A 16,075-nucleotide genomic window follows, 5' to 3' on the forward strand; every position below is an offset into this window, starting at 1 on the left:
GCATACGGTTCATAAAATAGTGGAAAACAATGTCCAGATTCTTCTTTAACGATCGCAAACAGCTGGTCAATGACGCCATTGAAGGCATACTGCTTTCTGCGCCACATGCGAATCTCGTCAAACTTGATATCGATCCAGCTATCAGGGTTGTCGCCCGCGGCGACTGGGATAAAAGCCGCGTGGCGGTGATCTCCGGCGGTGGCTCCGGGCACGAACCGGCGCACGCCGGATTTGTCGGTAAAGGCATGCTGACGGCGGCAGTGTGTGGCGATCTGTTCGCCTCCCCGAGCGTGGATGCGGTGCTGAACGCTATTGTGGCGGTGACGGGCGATCGCGGCTGCCTGCTGATCGTCAAAAACTATACCGGTGACCGGCTTAACTTTGGCCTGGCGGCAGAAAAGGCCAAACGCTACGGCCTGAAGGTCGAGATGGTGATTGTGGCGGACGATATCGCGCTGCCCGGCAACAAGCAGCCGCGCGGCATTGCCGGCACGGCGCTGGTGCACAAGATTGCGGGCTATGCAGCGGAGCAAGGAAAATCGCTGAGCGAGGTGCGGGATATTGCGCAGCAGGCCTGCGATAACCTCTGGAGCCTGGGCGTTGCGATGCAAACCTGCAACCTGCCGGGCAGCGACGATGAAGAGGGGCGCATCAAGCAGGGCCATGTCGAGCTGGGGCTGGGGATCCACGGGGAGCCGGGTGCCTCGGTGGTTGATACGCAAAACAGTAAAGCGATTATCGACACGCTGGTGACGCCGCTCAAAGCGCAGGCGGGCGAGGGGCGTTTCGCGGTACTGATCAACAACCTCGGCGGCGTGTCCGCGCTGGAGATGGCTCTTCTCACCAAAGAGCTGGCACATTCAGCGCTGAAAGAGAATATTGCGTACCTGATTGGCCCTGCGCCGCTGGTGAGCGCGCTGGATATGAAGGGCTTTTCTCTGACGCTGCTAAAGCTCAACGATTACTTTGAAAAGGCGATTCACGCCGAGGTCGAGACGCTGGGCTGGCAGAAGCCTGTGGCGTTTGCCCCTCTGCGTACCGTTCCGCAAAGCGCTATTCACGATAGCGTGGAATATGCCGCGTCCGACAATCCGCAGGTGAAGGAGTCTGTTTCACAGGTGACGAAGACGCTCATACAGCTTGAAAACCGCCTGAATGCGCTGGATGCCAAAGTGGGCGATGGCGATACCGGCTCTACGTTTGCGCAAGGTGCACGGGATATTGCGCAGCGCCTGGAAGAAAACACTCTCCCGCTGAATGACGTGCCTAAGCTGCTGTTGCTGGTGGGGGAACGACTGGCCACGGTGATGGGCGGATCGAGCGGTGTACTCATGTCGATCTTCTTCACGGCGGCGGGGCAAAAGCTTCACGATGGACAGCCGCTACCTGAAGCATTGCTGAGCGGACTGGCGCAGATGAAGCAGTATGGCGGGGCAGATCTCGGCGATCGTACGCTGATCGATGCGCTGCAACCGGCGCTGGAAGCCTTGAAGAAAAAAGATCTTCAGGCGGCAGCGCACGCTGCGCAGCAGGGAGCGGAGGCAACGGCGAAAATGGCGAAAGCCGGAGCAGGGCGCTCATCGTATGTGAATAAAGAGAATCTGGATGGGGTAATGGACCCGGGGGCGGTCGCGGTGGCGGAAGTGTTTAATATATTGGCGCAGTAGCAAAAGTAGGCCGGGTCAGGCGAAGCCGCCACCCGGCAAACTCACATCAGAAATCCGCTTTCAACACCACGCGATAACGGGCTTTGCCGTCGCGCACGTGCTGGATGGCTTCGTTAATTTTCGACATCGGATACAGCTCGGTGGTCGGCGTCACTTTGGTGCGGCCGGCAAACTTCATCAGCTTGCGCAGCTCGTATGGCGTACCGGTCGCGGAGCCTGACACGCTGCGATCCCCGCCGATCAGGGTAAAGGCCGGAACCGGCAGCGGCTTCATCACCGCACCCACGGTGTGGAAGTTACCGCCGTAGGCCAGCGCTTCAAAGTACGGCTGCCAGTTGAGATCGACGTTCACGGTGTTGATGATCAGGTCAAACTGCCCAGCCAGCGCGTTCAGCGCGTCCGGATCGCGGCTGTTCACGACTTTGTCCGCGCCCATTGCCAGCACTTCTTTCTCCTTCGCCGGGTTCGAGCTAAACGCCGTCACTTCACAGCCCATCGCGTGCAGCAGCTTGATGGCGATATGGCCCAGACCGCCGATACCGATCACGCCCACGCGGCTGGTGGCGGTGACGTGGTGCATCAGCAGCGGTTTAAAGACGGTGATCCCGCCGCACAGCAGTGGACCAGCAGATTCAATATCAATGCTGTCCGGCAGCGGGATGACCCATTGCCAGTCGGCGCGCAGCTTATCGGCAAAACCGCCCTTGTTCAGGATGGTGGGCACTGCGCCTTCAAGGCAGTTGATCTGGTTGCCGCTGATACAGGCGTCGCAGTGGCCGCAGCTGCGTGCTGTCCAGCCAATGCCCACGCGCTGGCCAACCTTCAGCCCTTTGTCCTGCGCGGCGCTGCCGAGCGCGACGACGCGGCCAATCACTTCGTGCCCGGCAACCAGCGGATAGCTGGAGAAGCCCCATTCGTTGTCGATCATCGAGAGATCTGAGTGGCAGACCCCGCAGTAATCAACCTGTACTTCGACGTCTTCTGCTTTTAGTTCGCCCGCATCGTACTCGTACAGCTCAAGTTCTGCACCCGCCTGCGGTGCGGCGTAGCTTTTTATCTTCGACATCGTATTTCCCCCGTTGTGGTGTGAACTGAGAGTGTAGAGCATTCAGTTTACAGCCGCTTAACAGAAGGGGGCAGGAACGAAACTTACAGACTTTTCAGCATTCTGACTTCGCAGTCAACGTGGCCCGTGCAGCCCAGCGGCGCATCGATATGCTCAAAGCCCAGATGTTCATACAGGCCGATGGCCTCTTTGAGGAAGGCGGTGGTTTCGAGGTAACAGCGTTTAAAACCCTGATTGCGCGCGTGCTCCAGGGCGACCAGCGCCAGCTTCTTCGCCAGGCCCTGTCCACGAACCGACGGCAGGAAATACATTTTCTGCAGCTCACAGATATCCGGCTCGCTGCAGCTCAGCGGTGCAACACCGCCGCCGCCCACAACCTGGCCGTTCTGCTCAATGACCCAGTAGGCGTGGCCCGGCTGGCTGTACAGCTTAAACAGTTCGTCAAGATTCGGGTCGGCAACGGTGTAACCTTTATCCGCCGTCAGCCCAAACTCTGCAGAAACGGTGCGGATAACGGCGGCGATAGCCGGATTGTCCTGCTCAGTGATCCGACGCATCGTCGTCGCGACGGGGGTAATCACGCTCATAGCATTACTCATTACAAAAATTGACACACAGTTGCTGTTAATAGCACCGCAGAAAAGGGAGTGCAAGCGAGGAGTTTTCAGGAAGGTTACCCCTTACGCCCTGAAGCGTAAGGGGTAAAAGCATTACAGGGCTGCGATAACGGCCTGCTGCTCGATCAGTTTGGTCTTCGCATCGGCGAAGGCAACCAGACGCTCACGCTCTTTGGCAATGACCGCTTCCGGCGCGCGGGCCACAAAGCCTTCGTTCGCCAGCTTGCTTTCGATTTTGCCAATTTCCACATCGACTTTCGCCACTTCTTTCGCCAGACGCGCCAGCTCTGCCTCTTTGTCGACCAGGCCCGCCATCGGGATCAGCAGCTCCGCACCGTCGATGATTTTAGTCACGGAAACCGGACCCTTGTCATCGGCAGGCAGCACGGTGATGCTTTCCAGACGCGCCATGGTTTTCAGGAAGGTGTTGTTCTCGGTGACGCGACGAACGGCAGCGTCGCTGCAGCCGCGCAGCAGCAGCTCCAGTGGTTTACCCGGGGCGATGTTCATTTCGGCACGGATGTTACGTACCGCAACGATCGCCTGCTTCAGCCACTCGGTATCCGCAGACGCGGCTTCATCAACCTTAGCCGCATCGAATTCCGGGAACGGCTGCAGCATGATGGTATCGGCGTTGATGCCCGCAATGACCTTCACGCGCTGCCAGATGGTCTCGGTGATGAATGGAATAACCGGATGCGCAAGGCGCAGCAGGCCTTCCAGGACGGTAATCAGCGTGTTGCGCGTGCCGCGCAGCTCTGCTTCAGAACCGCCGTTCATGACCGGCTTCGCCAGCTCCAGATACCAGTCACAGAACTGGTTCCAGGTGAATTCATACAGAATGCCCGCTGCGATATCGAAGCGGTAGCTGTCCAGCGCCTCGCGGAAGGCTTTCACCGTCTGGTTAAATTCCGCCAGGATCCAGCGGTCCGCCAGAGACAGGGTCATCTCGCCGCCGTTGAAGCCGCAATCCTGATCTTCGGTGTTCATCAGCACGAAGCGGCTGGCGTTCCACAGCTTGTTACAGAAGTTACGGTAACCTTCAAGACGTTTCATGTCCCAGTTGATGTCGCGGCCGGTCGAGGCCAGCGCCGCCAGGGTGAAGCGCAGGGCGTCGGTACCGTGAGATTCGATCCCGTTCGGGAACTGCTTCTCGGTACGCTTGCGGATTTTCTCAGCCAACTGCGGCTGCATCATGTTGCCGGTACGTTTTTCCAGCAGGTCTTCCAGGGAGATCCCGTCAACCATGTCCAGCGGGTCAATCACGTTGCCCTTGGACTTGGACATCTTCTGCCCTTCGTCGTCGCGGATAAGGCCGGTCATGTAGACGGTATGGAACGGAACCTGCGGCTTGCCGTCTTCGTCTTTGATGAAGTGCATGGTCATCATGATCATGCGGGCAATCCAGAAGAAGATGATGTCGAAGCCGGACACCATTACGCTGGTAGGGTGGAACTGACGCAGCGCGTCGGTGTTTTCCGGCCAGCCGAGGGTAGAGAAGGTCCACAGCGCGGAGGAGAACCAGGTATCCAGAACGTCTTCATCCTGGCGCAGGGCCACGTCAGCGCTCAGGTTATTTTCTTGACGCACTTCGTCTTCGCTACGGCCAACGTAGACGTTGCCTTCGTTGTCGTACCATGCCGGGATGCGGTGACCCCACCACAGCTGACGGGAGATACACCAGTCCTGAATGTCGCGCATCCAGGAGAAGTACATGTTTTCGTACTGCTTCGGCACGAACTGAATACTGCCGTTCTCAACCGCTTCCACAGCCGGTTTTGCCAGCACGTCGGCACGGACGTACCACTGGTCGGTCAGCATTGGCTCAATAACCACGCCGCCACGGTCGCCGTACGGCACGGTCAGATCGTGAGGCTTAATCTCTTCCAGCAGGCCGAGGGCATCAACGGCGGCTACGATGGCTTTACGTGCGGCAAAGCGCTCCAGCTTCTGGAACTCCGCCGGGATCTCGCTGGAGTAAACGTCGGATTCGTTGCCTTTGGTGTCGTACACCTCTGCGCTTTCGCGGATATCGCCGTCGAAGGTCAGAATGTTGATCATCGGCAGGGCGTGACGACGACCCACTTCATAATCGTTGAAGTCGTGCGCCGGGGTGATTTTCACGCAGCCGGTGCCTTTTTCCATGTCGGCGTGTTCGTCGCCCACAATCGGAATGCGGCGGTTCACCAGCGGCAGCACCACAAATTTGCCGATCAGATCTTTATAGCGCGGATCTTCCGGGTTAACGGCCACGCCGGTATCGCCCAGCAGGGTTTCCGGACGGGTGGTCGCCACCACCAGGTAATCTTTACCGTCTGCGGTTTTTGCGCCATCGGCCAGCGGATAGCGGATGTGCCACATGGAGCCTTTGGACTCGCGGTTTTCCACTTCCAGGTCAGAAATTGCGGTGCGCAGTTTCGGGTCCCAGTTTACCAGGCGTTTGCCGCGGTAAATCAGGTCTTCTTTGTACAGACGGACGAACACTTCTTTTACGGCGTTGGACAGGCCTTCGTCCATGGTGAAGCGCTCGCGCTCCCAGTCCACAGAGTTGCCGAGACGGCGCATCTGACGGGTAATGGTGCCGCCGGATTCTGCCTTCCACTGCCAGATTTTGTCGATGAACGCATCGCGACCGTAGTCGTGACGAGTTTTACCTTCTTCAGCGGCAATTTTACGCTCAACCACCATCTGGGTCGCGATACCCGCGTGGTCAGTCCCCGCCTGCCACAGGGTGTTTTTGCCCTGCATGCGCTGGTAGCGGATCATGGTGTCCATGATGGTTTGCTGGAAAGCATGCCCCATATGCAAACTGCCGGTGACGTTCGGCGGCGGGATCATGATGCAGAAGGACTCTTTGCTTTCGTCGCCGTTAGGCTTGAAATAGCCCTGCTGTTCCCAGTGCTCGTAAAGCGGCTGTTCGATATCGCGTGGGTTATATGTCTTTTCCATTATTTCCAGGTTGCCGTATTCAGGTTAAAACCGGCCAGGCGGTACGCTTTATAGCGTTCGCGCGCCAGTTGTTTCAAGGATTCTTCGTAAGGGACAAAGTCTACCACTTCTGTGAAAGCGGTGGCAAAATCTGCAAAGTCTGTCCGCAGGCTAATGAGAATATCGCGCGCGCTGCTGTTGCGCTTTTGCGGCCAGGCAATTTCGACCGGTGCCCCGCCGCGTGGACCTTCGCCCGACAGGTTATGCGGAACAAAACTTTCCGGCGGGCGCGCCCATAGCGCTTCATCCAGGCGAATCGCCTGCAACTCATCTTCACAGGCAATCAGTACGCGTTTACCTGCGCGCCAACGTTCTGCGGCAATTTCACACACCAGCTGTTCAACGGCGCTGAGGCCATCCTGATGGGTGTCGTTGTCCAGAAGGTAGAACGTTGCATTCTTCATATATGGGGCTTCTTGTCGTGGATTTAAATGCAAAGCCGGGTGGCGCTTCGCTTACCCGGCCTACGGTTGAGTGGCGTGTAGGCCGGGTAAGGCGAAGCCGCCACCCGGCACATTACATCACTCGTCGCCGTTAAAACCCGCACGATTAAGCAGGAACTGCGACAGCAGGGCCACCGGACGTCCGGTAGCGCCTTTGGCTTTACCGGAGCGCCATGCGGTCCCCGCGATATCCAGGTGCGCCCAGTTATATTTACGGGTGAAGCGCGCCAGGAAGCAGCCTGCGGTAATTGCGCCGCCAGGACGACCGCCGATGTTTGCCATGTCCGCAAAGTTAGACTCCAGCTGTTCCTGATACTCGTCACCCAGCGGCAGACGCCATGCGCGGTCACCGGCCTGCTCGGACGCGCCGATAAGCTCGTGCGCCAGCGGGTTGTGGTTCGACATCAGGCCGGTGATGTGATGGCCCAGGGCAATCACGCAGGCACCGGTCAGGGTGGCCACGTCGATAACCGCTTCTGGCTCGAAGCGCTCAACGTAGGTCAACACGTCACAGAGTACAAGACGGCCTTCGGCGTCGGTATTCAGCACTTCAACGGTCTGGCCGGACATGGTGGTCAGGACGTCGCCCGGACGATACGCGCGACCGCCAGGCATGTTTTCGCAGCCTGCCAGCACGCCGATTACGTTGATGGGCAGCTGAAGCTCCGCAACCATGCGCATGACGCCGTAAACCGCCGCCGCGCCGCACATGTCGTACTTCATCTCGTCCATGCCTTCTGAAGGCTTGATGGAGATACCGCCGGAGTCAAAGGTCAGCCCTTTACCGACGAGCACGATCGGACGCGCGTCTTCAGACGGATTGCCTTTGTATTCGATGACCGACATCAGGGATTCGTTCTGCGAGCCGTTACCCACCGCCAGATAGGAGTGCATCCCCAGCTCTTTCATCTGCTGTTCGCCGATGACGCGGGTGATGACGTTTTTGCTGTAGGAGTCAGCCAGCTGGCGCGCCTGAGAGGCGAGGTAGGCGGCGTTACAGATGTTTGGCGGCATGTTGCCGAGATCTTTTGCCGCTTTGATACCGGCGGCAATCGCCAGACCATGCTGGATGGCGCGCTCGCCGCTGGTCAGTTCGCGACGGGTTGGCACGTTAAAGACCATTTTGCGCAGCGGGCGACGCGGCTCGCTTTTGTTGGTCTTAAGCTGATCGAAGCTGTAAAGGCTCTCTTTTGCCGTTTCGACGGCCTGACGCACTTTCCAGTAGGTGTTACGGCCTTTGACGTGCAGCTCGGTCAGGAAGCAGACGGCTTCCATTGAACCGGTGTCATTCAGCGTATTAATGGTTTTCTGAATAACCTGCTTATACTGACGTTCATCCAGCTCGCGCTCTTTGCCGCAGCCAATCAGCAGAATACGCTCTGACAGGACGTTCGGAACATGGTGCAGTAACAGCGTCTGCCCAGGTTTGCCTTCCAGTTCGCCACGGCGCAGCAGGGCGCTGATATAGCCCTCACTGATTTTATCGAGTTGCTCGGCGATCGGGGAGAGTCGGCGCGGTTCAAAGACGCCCACAACGATGCAGGCACTCCGCTGTTTCTCCGGGCTACCGCTTTTTACACTGAACTCCATGCACTACGCTCCTGAATCTTAAAGACAACGGCGGCTGCTACGGATAGAATTGAAACCTTTCGTAACTCATGTCCGCTGTTGTGGTGACTTCGTGTTAATCTTACGTTACTACGGTTTCGACACGTCAGAAAAAGTCCTGAAGCGTGAATCCGCCGGATGTTTTAATCTTAGCGACGATTTCGACGACTCAAGAGAATAAATGACGTTTAAGCCATGAAACAAGCGATTTTCCAGCAAAGAGACGGGTTTTTACGGGCGTATTTAAAGTGATAATCATAAGATATCTGGTGCGGGAGACGCTCAAAAGCCAACTGGCGATCCTCTTCATCCTGCTGCTGATTTTTTTCTGTCAGAAGCTGGTTAAGATCCTCGGTGCGGCCGTTGACGGCGAAATTCCAACGAATCTGGTGCTTTCCCTGCTTGGGCTGGGGATCCCGGAAATGGCGCAGCTTATTCTGCCGCTGAGTCTATTCCTCGGCCTGCTGATGACCCTCGGTAAGCTGTACACCGAGAGTGAAATTACGGTGATGCATGCCTGCGGCCTGAGTAAAGCCGTACTGGTGAAAGCGGCGATGATACTGGCGCTGTTCACGGGCATTGTTGCGGCGGTGAATGTGATGTGGGCGGGCCCTATGTCTTCCCGTCATCAGGACGAAGTGCTGGCCGAGGCGAAAGCAAACCCCGGCATGGCGGCGCTCGCGCAGGGGCAGTTCCAGCAGGCGACTGACGGAAACTCCGTGCTGTTTATTGAGAGCGTTGACGGCAGTAAATTCAACGATGTATTTCTGGCGCAGCTGCGTCCTAAAGGGAACGCGCGTCCGTCTGTGGTGGTTGCCGATTCTGGCCAGCTTTCTCAGCGCAAAGACGGTTCTCAGGTCGTCACGCTGAATAAAGGCACCCGTTTCGAAGGCACCGCGATGCTGCGTGACTTCCGTATTACGGATTTCCAGAACTATCAGGCCATTATTGGTCATCAGGCGGTGGCGCTCGATCCGACGGATACCGAGCAAATGGATATGCGCACGCTGTGGAATACCGATACCGACAGAGCGCGGGCTGAGTTCCACTGGCGTATTACGCTCGTATTCACCGTGTTTATGATGGCACTGATTGTCGTGCCGCTGAGCGTGGTGAACCCGCGCCAGGGCCGCGTGCTCTCTATGCTGCCAGCGATGCTGCTTTACCTGATCTACTTCCTGCTGCAAACCTCGATTCGCTCTAACGGCGCGAAGGGTAAGCTGGATCCGATGGTCTGGACGTGGTTCGTTAACAGCCTGTACATCTTACTGGCGCTGGCATTAAACCTGTGGGATACGGTGCCTGTGCGCCGCATACGTGCCCGATTCTCGCGTAAAGGAGCCATCTAATGCAGGCGTTTGGCGTTCTTGATCGCTATATCGGTAAAACCATTTTCACCACCATCATGATGACGTTGTTCATGCTGGTGTCGCTCTCCGGCATTATCAAATTTGTCGATCAGCTGAAAAAAGCCGGGCAGGGCAGCTATGACGCGATGGGTGCGGGGATGTACACCCTGCTCAGCGTGCCAAAAGATGTGCAGATCTTCTTCCCGATGGCGGCCCTGCTGGGCGCGCTGCTGGGGCTGGGGATGCTGGCTCAGCGCAGCGAGCTGGTGGTGATGCAGGCCTCAGGCTTTACCCGTATGCAGGTTGCGCTGTCGGTAATGAAAACCGCAATCCCGCTGGTGCTGTTGACCATGGCGATTGGCGAGTGGGTGGCACCGCAGGGCGAGCAGATGGCGCGTAACTATCGTGCTCAGGCAATGTACGGTGGTTCACTGCTCTCGACTCAGCAAGGTTTATGGGCGAAAGACGGGAAAAACTTTGTCTACATCGAACGGGTAAAGGGTAATGATGAACTGGGCGGGGTGAGCATCTACGCGTTCAACGACCAGCGTCGTCTGGAGTCTGTCCGACACGCCTCTTCCGCGAAGTTTGACGCTGAACATAAGCAGTGGCGTTTGTCGCAGGTTGATGAGTCTGACCTGACCGATCCAAAACAGATTACCGGGTCACAGACGGTGACCGGCACCTGGAAGACCAACCTCACGCCGGATAAGCTCGGGGTTGTTGCGCTGGATCCTGACGCGCTCTCTATCAGCGGCTTGCACAACTATGTGAAGTACCTGAAGTCGAGCGGGCAGGATGCCGGACGCTATCAGCTCAACATGTGGAGCAAAATCTTCCAGCCGATGTCCGTGGCGGTGATGATGCTGATGGCGCTGTCGTTTATCTTCGGCCCGCTGCGTAGCGTGCCGATGGGCGTGCGCGTCGTGACCGGTATTAGCTTCGGCTTTGTCTTCTATGTACTCGATCAGATCTTCGGTCCGCTGACGCTGGTTTATGGCATCCCGCCGATTATCGGTGCGCTGCTGCCGAGCGCCAGCTTCTTCCTGATCAGTCTCTGGCTGCTGCTGAAACGCTCCTGATTGACCTCTCCTCGCTTCCGGTGAACCGGAGGCGAGGCTAATCTCCTGTTTCACCCCGCACTTTTTCTCACAACCTTCAACGTCCCGCCTCGAATTTGAGTATTATTGAGCGATAAAGTCGTGAAGGGATCCTCTATGAAGCAAATTCGAATGCTAGCCCAGTACTACGTCGACCTGATGATGAAGCTTGGGCTGGTGCGTTTCTCCATGCTGCTGGCGCTGGCGCTGGTCGTTCTGGCGATTGTCGTGCAGATGGCCGTTACGATGGTTCTGCATGGTCAGGTCGAGAGTATCGACGTTATCCGCTCTATCTTCTTCGGCCTGCTCATTACCCCGTGGGCGGTCTATTTCCTTTCCGTGGTGGTCGAACAGCTTGAGGAGTCCCGTCAGCGCTTATCAAAACTGGTCGATAAGCTGGAGGAGATGCGCGAGCGCGACCTGAAGCTCAACGTTCAGCTTAAAGACAACATTGCTCAGTTGAATCAGGAAATTTCAGATCGTGAGAAGGCGGAGGCAGAGCGTCAGGCCACGCTGGAACAGCTGAAAATCGAAATGAAAGAGCGCGAGGTGACGCAGATCCAGCTTGAGCAGCAATCCTCCTTCCTGCGTTCATTCCTGGACGCTTCGCCGGATCTGGTATTCTACCGTAACGAAGATAAAGAATTTTCAGGCTGTAACCGCGCGATGGAGCTCCTGACCGGGAAAAGCGAGAAGCAGCTGATTCACCTCAAGCCGCAGGACGTTTACTCCGAAGAGGCGGCCGCCAAGGTCATGGAGACGGATGAAAAAGTGTTCCGCCATAACGTCTCGCTGACCTACGAACAGTGGCTGGATTACCCGGACGGGCGCAAAGCCTGCTTTGAGATCCGTAAGGTGCCGTACTATGACCGCGTCGGGAAGCGCCACGGCCTGATGGGCTTCGGCCGTGATATTACCGAGCGTAAGCGCTATCAGGATGCGCTGGAGCGCGCCAGCCGCGACAAGACCACCTTCATCTCCACCATCAGCCATGAGCTTCGTACGCCGCTTAACGGCATTGTGGGGCTGAGCCGCATTCTGCTGGATACCGACCTGACCGCAGAGCAGGAAAAATACCTCAAAACGATTCACGTCTCGGCGGTCACGCTGGGTAATATCTTCAACGATATTATTGACATGGATAAGATGGAGCGCCGAAAGGTTCAGCTTGATAACCAGCCGGTTGATTTCACCAGCTTCCTTGCCGATCTGGAAAACTTGTCTGGTCTGCAGGCCCAGCAGAAGGGGCTGAATTTTGTCATGGAGCCCACCCTGCCGCTGCCGCATAAAGTGATTACCGACGGCACGCGGCTGCGTCAGATCCTGTGGAACCTCATCAGCAACGCGGTGAAATTTACCCAGAAGGGGCAGGTGGCGGTGCGTATTCGCTATGACGACGGCGACATGCTGCACTTCGAGGTGGAGGACTCCGGGATTGGTATTCCGCAGGAGGAGCAGGACAAGATTTTCGCGATGTACTACCAGGTGAAGGACAGCAACGGTGGAAAACCGGCCACTGGTACCGGAATCGGCCTGGCGGTGTCTAAGCGGCTGGCGAAGAGCATGGGTGGTGACATCACCGTTGCCAGCCAGGCGGGCAAAGGGTCAACCTTCACGCTGACGGTGCATGCGCCGGCGGTGGCGGAAGAGGTAGAGGATACCTTTGAAAACGACGATATGCCGCTGCCTGCGCTGCACGTCCTGCTGGTGGAGGATATTGAGCTTAACGTGATTGTAGCGCGCTCGGTGCTGGAAAAACTGGGCAACAGCGTGGATGTCGCGATGACCGGTAAAGCCGCGCTGGAGATGTTTACACCGGGTGAATATGACCTCGTTCTGCTGGATATCCAGTTGCCGGATATGACCGGGCTGGATATCTCGCGTGAACTGACGCGTCAGTACGCGGCTGATGAACTGCCGCCGCTGGTGGCACTGACGGCGAACGTCCTGAAAGATAAAAAAGAGTACCTCGACGCCGGTATGGACGATGTACTCAGCAAGCCTCTGGCGGTGCCTGCTCTGACCGCCATGATCAAGAAGTTCTGGGATACCCACGATGAAGAGGAGAGCACCATGACGTCTGTTGATAGCGCAAAAGCCCAAACGATACTCGATACCGCGATGCTGGAGCAGTATATCGATCTGGTCGGCCCGAAACTGATTACCGACGGCCTGGCGGTGTTTGAAAAAATGATGCCGGGTTATCTGAGCGTGCTGGAGTCAAACCTGACGGCGCGTGACCAGAAGGGCATCGTGGAAGAAGGGCATAAAATCAAAGGCGCAGCCGGCTCGGTCGGGTTACGCCACCTGCAGCAGCTGGGTCAACAGATTCAGTCGCCTGATTTACCAGCCTGGGAAGATAACGTTGGTGATTGGGTTGAAGAGATGAAACAAGAGTGGCAGAACGATGTTGCGGTGCTTAAAGCCTGGGTGGATGCCAGAAAAAAATGACCCCGGCTAGACCGGGGTGCGCGAATACTGCGCCAACACCAGGGAAATCGTGGCTGCGCCTGTTTTTTAAAGTAATTTTCTAATGGGCGCCGCCGTAAAAATTTAGGCCGCACGCAGATAAGATAGCAAATCTTAAATGGTTTGTTACATGAATCAGTGAAATGTGTGAAGCATAGCGTTTTAATCAAAATTATTAATGTGCTTCAGCGAGTTGCAAAGAAGGATCGTCAAGATGAAAAAAATTGGTGTTGTCCTGAGCGGATGCGGTGTTTTTGATGGTTCAGAAATACATGAAGCCGTAATCACGCTGCTGGCCCTGACAAAACAGGGAGCAGAGGTTATCTGTTTTGCGCCCGACAAAAATCAGTCGGATGTGATTAACCATCTGACCGGCGAGCCGATGGCCGAAACGCGTAACGTGCTGATTGAAGCCGCGCGTATTGCCCGGGGAGAGATTCATCCGCTGGCGCAGGCAGATGCCGCTGAACTGGATGCGCTCATTGTGCCGGGCGGCTTCGGCGCCGCGAAAAATCTCAGCACCTTTGCTGCCGAAGGTGCCGCATGCACGGTGGACCCTGATCTCAAAGCGCTGACGCTGGCGATGCATGCCGCGGGCAAGCCGCTGGGCTTTATCTGTATTGCACCGGCCATGCTGCCAAATATTTTCGATTTTCCGTTACGGCTGACGATCGGAACCGATATTGATACCGCAGAGGTCGTCGAGGATATGGGGGGCGAACACGTTCCGTGCCCGGTCGATGACATTGTGGTGGATGAAGACAACAAAGTTGTCACCACGCCCGCGTATATGCTGGCGAAGAATATTGCGGAAGCCGCCGTGGGCATTGAAAAGCTGGTCGCCCGGGTGCTGGTGCTGACGGAATGAAGCGTCAGTTTTCCGCAGGCGCATGGGTGAAACGCCTTCTTTTCCGCATCGTTCTCGTCCTGGCGGTGTTCTGGGGAGGCGGGCTGGCCGTGTTCAGCATTTTGCCGGTACCGTTTTCAGCGGTCATGGTTGAGCGCCAGCTTAGCGCGTGGTTCTCCGGTGATTTCGGCTATGTTGCCCATTCTGACTGGGTGAACATGGATGAAATTTCTCCGTTCATGGGGCTGGCGGTTATCGCGGCGGAAGATCAAAAATTCCCGGAGCACTGGGGGTTCGATGTGGCTGCGATTGAAAAGGCGCTGGCCCATAACGAACGTCACGAAAACCGCGTGCGCGGTGCGTCAACGCTGTCGCAGCAGACGGCTAAAAACCTGTTCCTGTGGGATGGCCGAAGCTGGGTGCGAAAAGGGCTGGAAGCGGGCCTGACCCTGGGAATGGAAACGGTCTGGAGCAAAAAGCGTATTCTGACCGTTTACCTTAATATCGCCGAGTTCGGCGACGGGGTATTTGGTGTCGAAGCTGCATCACAACGCTATTTTAATAAACCTGCCAGCAGGCTGAGCATGTCGGAGGCGGCGCTGCTCGCGGCTGTTCTGCCTAATCCTGTCCGCTTCAAGGCCAGCGCCCCGTCAGGGTACGTGCGAAGCCGTCAGGCGTGGATCATGCGCCAGATGCGCCAGCTGGGTGGTGAAGGGTTTATGGAGAGAAATGCGTTAATGTAGGGCGGGTAAGCGCAGCGCCACCCGCCAGAATAGCAGGCCTAATCTTCGTCGAACCCGGCGTTAAACAGCGCAACTACCGCTGCCAGAGCTTCCTCTTCCTGAGGACCCGTGGCTTCAACCTCAATCTGACGCCCTTTGGCGGAGTCCAGCATCAGCAGCGCAATCACGCTGTTGGCTTCCGCTTCGGTGCCTTCGTCATTACGCAGCAGCACTTCTGCATCGAAACCCTGCATCAGCTCAAACAGCTTCATCGCCGGGCGTGCGTGCATGCCCAGCTTATTGGTGATCTCAACGGTTTGTTTTACGGTCATGTTTTACGTTTTTCCAGCGTGCGATGACGGGACTGAACGTTCTTACCGCGCGAGCGGAAATAGTCGGCCAGCTGTTCGGCGATGTAGACCGAACGATGTTTACCGCCGGTACAGCCAATCGCCACCGTCAGGTAGCTACGATTGTTTGTCTCCAGCATAGGTAACCATAGCTCAAGGTAGCTTCGCGTCTGGTAGATAAAATTGTGAACTTCTGTGTGTCGGTCGAGGAACGCCGCTACGGGCTTATCCAGACCGGTCATTGGACGCAGTTTGGGATCCCAGTGCGGGTTCGGCAGGAAGCGCACGTCGAAAACATAGTCCGCATCAATCGGAATACCGTGCTTAAAGCCGAAGGATTCGAACACCATCGTCAGCTCGCGCTCGCGTTTACCCAGCAGCCGGGTTCGCAGCATTTCCGCCAGCTCGTGAACGGACATCTCTGAGGTGTCGACAATCAGATCGGCACGAGAGCGCAGCGGCTCAAGCAGATCGCTCTCTTCGTCGATGGCGCTCTCCAGCGAGAGATTCTTGCTGGAAAGCGGGTGCAGACGACGGGTGTCGCTGTAGCGGCGGATCAGGGTATTGCGGTCGGCATCAAGGAACAGCAGCTGAGGCGAGAACGCGTCAGGCAGGTTACTCATTGCCTGTTCGAAGATCTCTGGCGATTCCGGCATGTTACGAACGTCGATACTGACGGCGGCGGAGGTTTGTCTCTCCGCTAACGTGCGTGCCAGATCGGGCAATAACACGACCGGCAGGTTATCGACGCAGTAAAAACCCATGTCTTCCAGCGCGCGCAGGGCAACGGATTTCCCCGACCCTGAACGACCGCTGACAATCATCAGCACCATGTTCCGTTTCTCCTCA

General features: G+C 56.9%; 14 protein-coding genes. 7 read left to right on the forward strand and 7 right to left on the reverse strand.

Annotated features, from left to right (window positions below; all coding sequences use genetic code 11):
• The first annotated feature begins 29 nt into the window (after positions 1 to 29).
• Entirely contained in the window at positions 30 to 1,667 is a 1,638-nt protein-coding gene (locus tag IM271_RS11920) for a dihydroxyacetone kinase subunit DhaK (RefSeq protein ID WP_193052642.1), read from the forward strand.
• A 46-nt stretch (positions 1,668 to 1,713) separates the two neighbouring features.
• On the opposite strand, the gene IM271_RS11925 is transcribed toward IM271_RS11920, so the two are convergent.
• From IM271_RS11925 to pepA, 5 genes are all read right to left on the reverse strand, one after another.
• Positions 1,714 to 2,733 (reverse strand): NAD(P)-dependent alcohol dehydrogenase, encoded by a 1,020-nt coding sequence (locus tag IM271_RS11925; protein WP_028014580.1) that lies wholly within the window; start codon positions 2,731 to 2,733, stop codon positions 1,714 to 1,716.
• Positions 2,734 to 2,816: 83 nt separating this feature from the next.
• Positions 2,817 to 3,320, reverse strand: a complete 504-nt coding sequence (locus tag IM271_RS11930; RefSeq protein ID WP_192971982.1) for a GNAT family N-acetyltransferase — start codon at positions 3,318 to 3,320, stop codon at positions 2,817 to 2,819.
• Between the two features lie 123 nt (positions 3,321 to 3,443).
• On the reverse strand, positions 3,444 to 6,299 hold the full coding sequence (locus IM271_RS11935) for a valine--tRNA ligase (RefSeq protein ID WP_192971983.1): 2,856 nt from the start codon (positions 6,297 to 6,299) through the stop codon (positions 3,444 to 3,446).
• Entirely contained in the window at positions 6,299 to 6,742 is a 444-nt protein-coding gene (gene holC, locus IM271_RS11940) for a DNA polymerase III subunit chi (RefSeq protein ID WP_045630734.1), read from the reverse strand. The genes IM271_RS11935 and holC overlap by 1 nt, the downstream gene beginning before the upstream one ends.
• Before the next feature lie 117 nt (positions 6,743 to 6,859).
• Positions 6,860 to 8,371, reverse strand: a complete 1,512-nt coding sequence (gene pepA / locus IM271_RS11945; protein ID WP_193052643.1) for a leucyl aminopeptidase — start codon at positions 8,369 to 8,371, stop codon at positions 6,860 to 6,862.
• 143 nt (positions 8,372 to 8,514) lie between these two features.
• On the opposite strand from pepA, the gene IM271_RS20335 reads away from it, so the two are divergent.
• The 6 genes from IM271_RS20335 (at position 8,515) to mtgA (ending at position 14,897) form a co-directional block, all read left to right on the forward strand.
• The gene (locus tag IM271_RS20335; protein ID WP_213743486.1) at positions 8,515 to 8,574 is read left to right on the forward strand and encodes a hypothetical protein; all 60 of its coding nucleotides are present in this window, start codon (positions 8,515 to 8,517) and stop codon (positions 8,572 to 8,574) included.
• Between the two features lie 63 nt (positions 8,575 to 8,637).
• Positions 8,638 to 9,738, forward strand: coding sequence for an LPS export ABC transporter permease LptF (gene lptF / locus IM271_RS11950; protein WP_193031346.1), 1,101 nt, complete (start codon positions 8,638 to 8,640; stop codon positions 9,736 to 9,738).
• Positions 9,738 to 10,820: an LPS export ABC transporter permease LptG gene (lptG, locus tag IM271_RS11955; protein WP_028014575.1), complete on the forward strand. Its 1,083-nt coding sequence runs from the start codon at positions 9,738 to 9,740 to the stop codon at positions 10,818 to 10,820. The genes lptF and lptG overlap by 1 nt, the downstream gene beginning before the upstream one ends.
• A 135-nt stretch (positions 10,821 to 10,955) precedes the next feature.
• Complete coding sequence (arcB, locus tag IM271_RS11960; protein ID WP_028014574.1) at positions 10,956 to 13,289, forward strand: aerobic respiration two-component sensor histidine kinase ArcB; 2,334 nt, start codon at positions 10,956 to 10,958, stop codon at positions 13,287 to 13,289.
• Between the two features lie 232 nt (positions 13,290 to 13,521).
• Positions 13,522 to 14,175, forward strand: coding sequence for an isoprenoid biosynthesis glyoxalase ElbB (gene elbB, locus IM271_RS11965; protein WP_048960849.1), 654 nt, complete (start codon positions 13,522 to 13,524; stop codon positions 14,173 to 14,175).
• Positions 14,172 to 14,897 (forward strand): monofunctional biosynthetic peptidoglycan transglycosylase, encoded by a 726-nt coding sequence (mtgA, locus tag IM271_RS11970; protein WP_193052644.1) that lies wholly within the window; start codon positions 14,172 to 14,174, stop codon positions 14,895 to 14,897. Before elbB ends, mtgA begins: the two co-directional genes overlap by 4 nt.
• A gap of 38 nt (positions 14,898 to 14,935) precedes the next feature.
• Here mtgA and npr read toward each other — a convergent pair whose 3' ends face one another.
• Positions 14,936 to 15,208 carry a PTS phosphocarrier protein NPr gene (gene npr / locus IM271_RS11975; protein ID WP_025756690.1) on the reverse strand — a complete coding sequence of 91 codons (273 nt, stop codon included), beginning with the start codon at positions 15,206 to 15,208 and terminating at the stop codon, positions 14,936 to 14,938.
• On the reverse strand, positions 15,205 to 16,059 hold the full coding sequence (rapZ, locus tag IM271_RS11980; protein ID WP_014885397.1) for an RNase adapter RapZ: 855 nt from the start codon (positions 16,057 to 16,059) through the stop codon (positions 15,205 to 15,207). The genes npr and rapZ overlap by 4 nt, the downstream gene beginning before the upstream one ends.
• Between the last annotated feature and the right edge of the window lie 16 nt (positions 16,060 to 16,075).

The sequence above is a fragment of the Enterobacter cloacae complex sp. I3 genome (genome assembly GCF_014896175.1).
Lineage (GTDB): Bacteria > Pseudomonadota > Gammaproteobacteria > Enterobacterales > Enterobacteriaceae > Enterobacter > Enterobacter bugandensis.

What these genes read in the sequence shown, in the direction of transcription:
- lptG (WP_028014575.1), top strand. Translation starts at nt 9,738, where the DNA reads ATGCAGGCGTTTGGCGTTCTTGATCGCTATATCGGTAAAACCATTTTC.
- holC (WP_045630734.1), bottom strand. Translation starts at nt 6,742, where the DNA reads ATGAAGAATGCAACGTTCTACCTTCTGGACAACGACACCCATCAGGAT.
- elbB (WP_048960849.1), top strand. Translation starts at nt 13,522, where the DNA reads ATGAAAAAAATTGGTGTTGTCCTGAGCGGATGCGGTGTTTTTGATGGT.
- arcB (WP_028014574.1), top strand. Translation starts at nt 10,956, where the DNA reads ATGAAGCAAATTCGAATGCTAGCCCAGTACTACGTCGACCTGATGATG.
- mtgA (WP_193052644.1), top strand. Translation starts at nt 14,172, where the DNA reads ATGAAGCGTCAGTTTTCCGCAGGCGCATGGGTGAAACGCCTTCTTTTC.
- IM271_RS11935 (WP_192971983.1), bottom strand. Translation starts at nt 6,299, where the DNA reads ATGGAAAAGACATATAACCCACGCGATATCGAACAGCCGCTTTACGAG.
- pepA (WP_193052643.1), bottom strand. Translation starts at nt 8,371, where the DNA reads ATGGAGTTCAGTGTAAAAAGCGGTAGCCCGGAGAAACAGCGGAGTGCC.
- rapZ (WP_014885397.1), bottom strand. Translation starts at nt 16,059, where the DNA reads ATGGTGCTGATGATTGTCAGCGGTCGTTCAGGGTCGGGGAAATCCGTT.
- IM271_RS11930 (WP_192971982.1), bottom strand. Translation starts at nt 3,320, where the DNA reads ATGAGCGTGATTACCCCCGTCGCGACGACGATGCGTCGGATCACTGAG.
- IM271_RS11925 (WP_028014580.1), bottom strand. Translation starts at nt 2,733, where the DNA reads ATGTCGAAGATAAAAAGCTACGCCGCACCGCAGGCGGGTGCAGAACTT.
- IM271_RS11920 (WP_193052642.1), top strand. Translation starts at nt 30, where the DNA reads ATGTCCAGATTCTTCTTTAACGATCGCAAACAGCTGGTCAATGACGCC.
- npr (WP_025756690.1), bottom strand. Translation starts at nt 15,208, where the DNA reads ATGACCGTAAAACAAACCGTTGAGATCACCAATAAGCTGGGCATGCAC.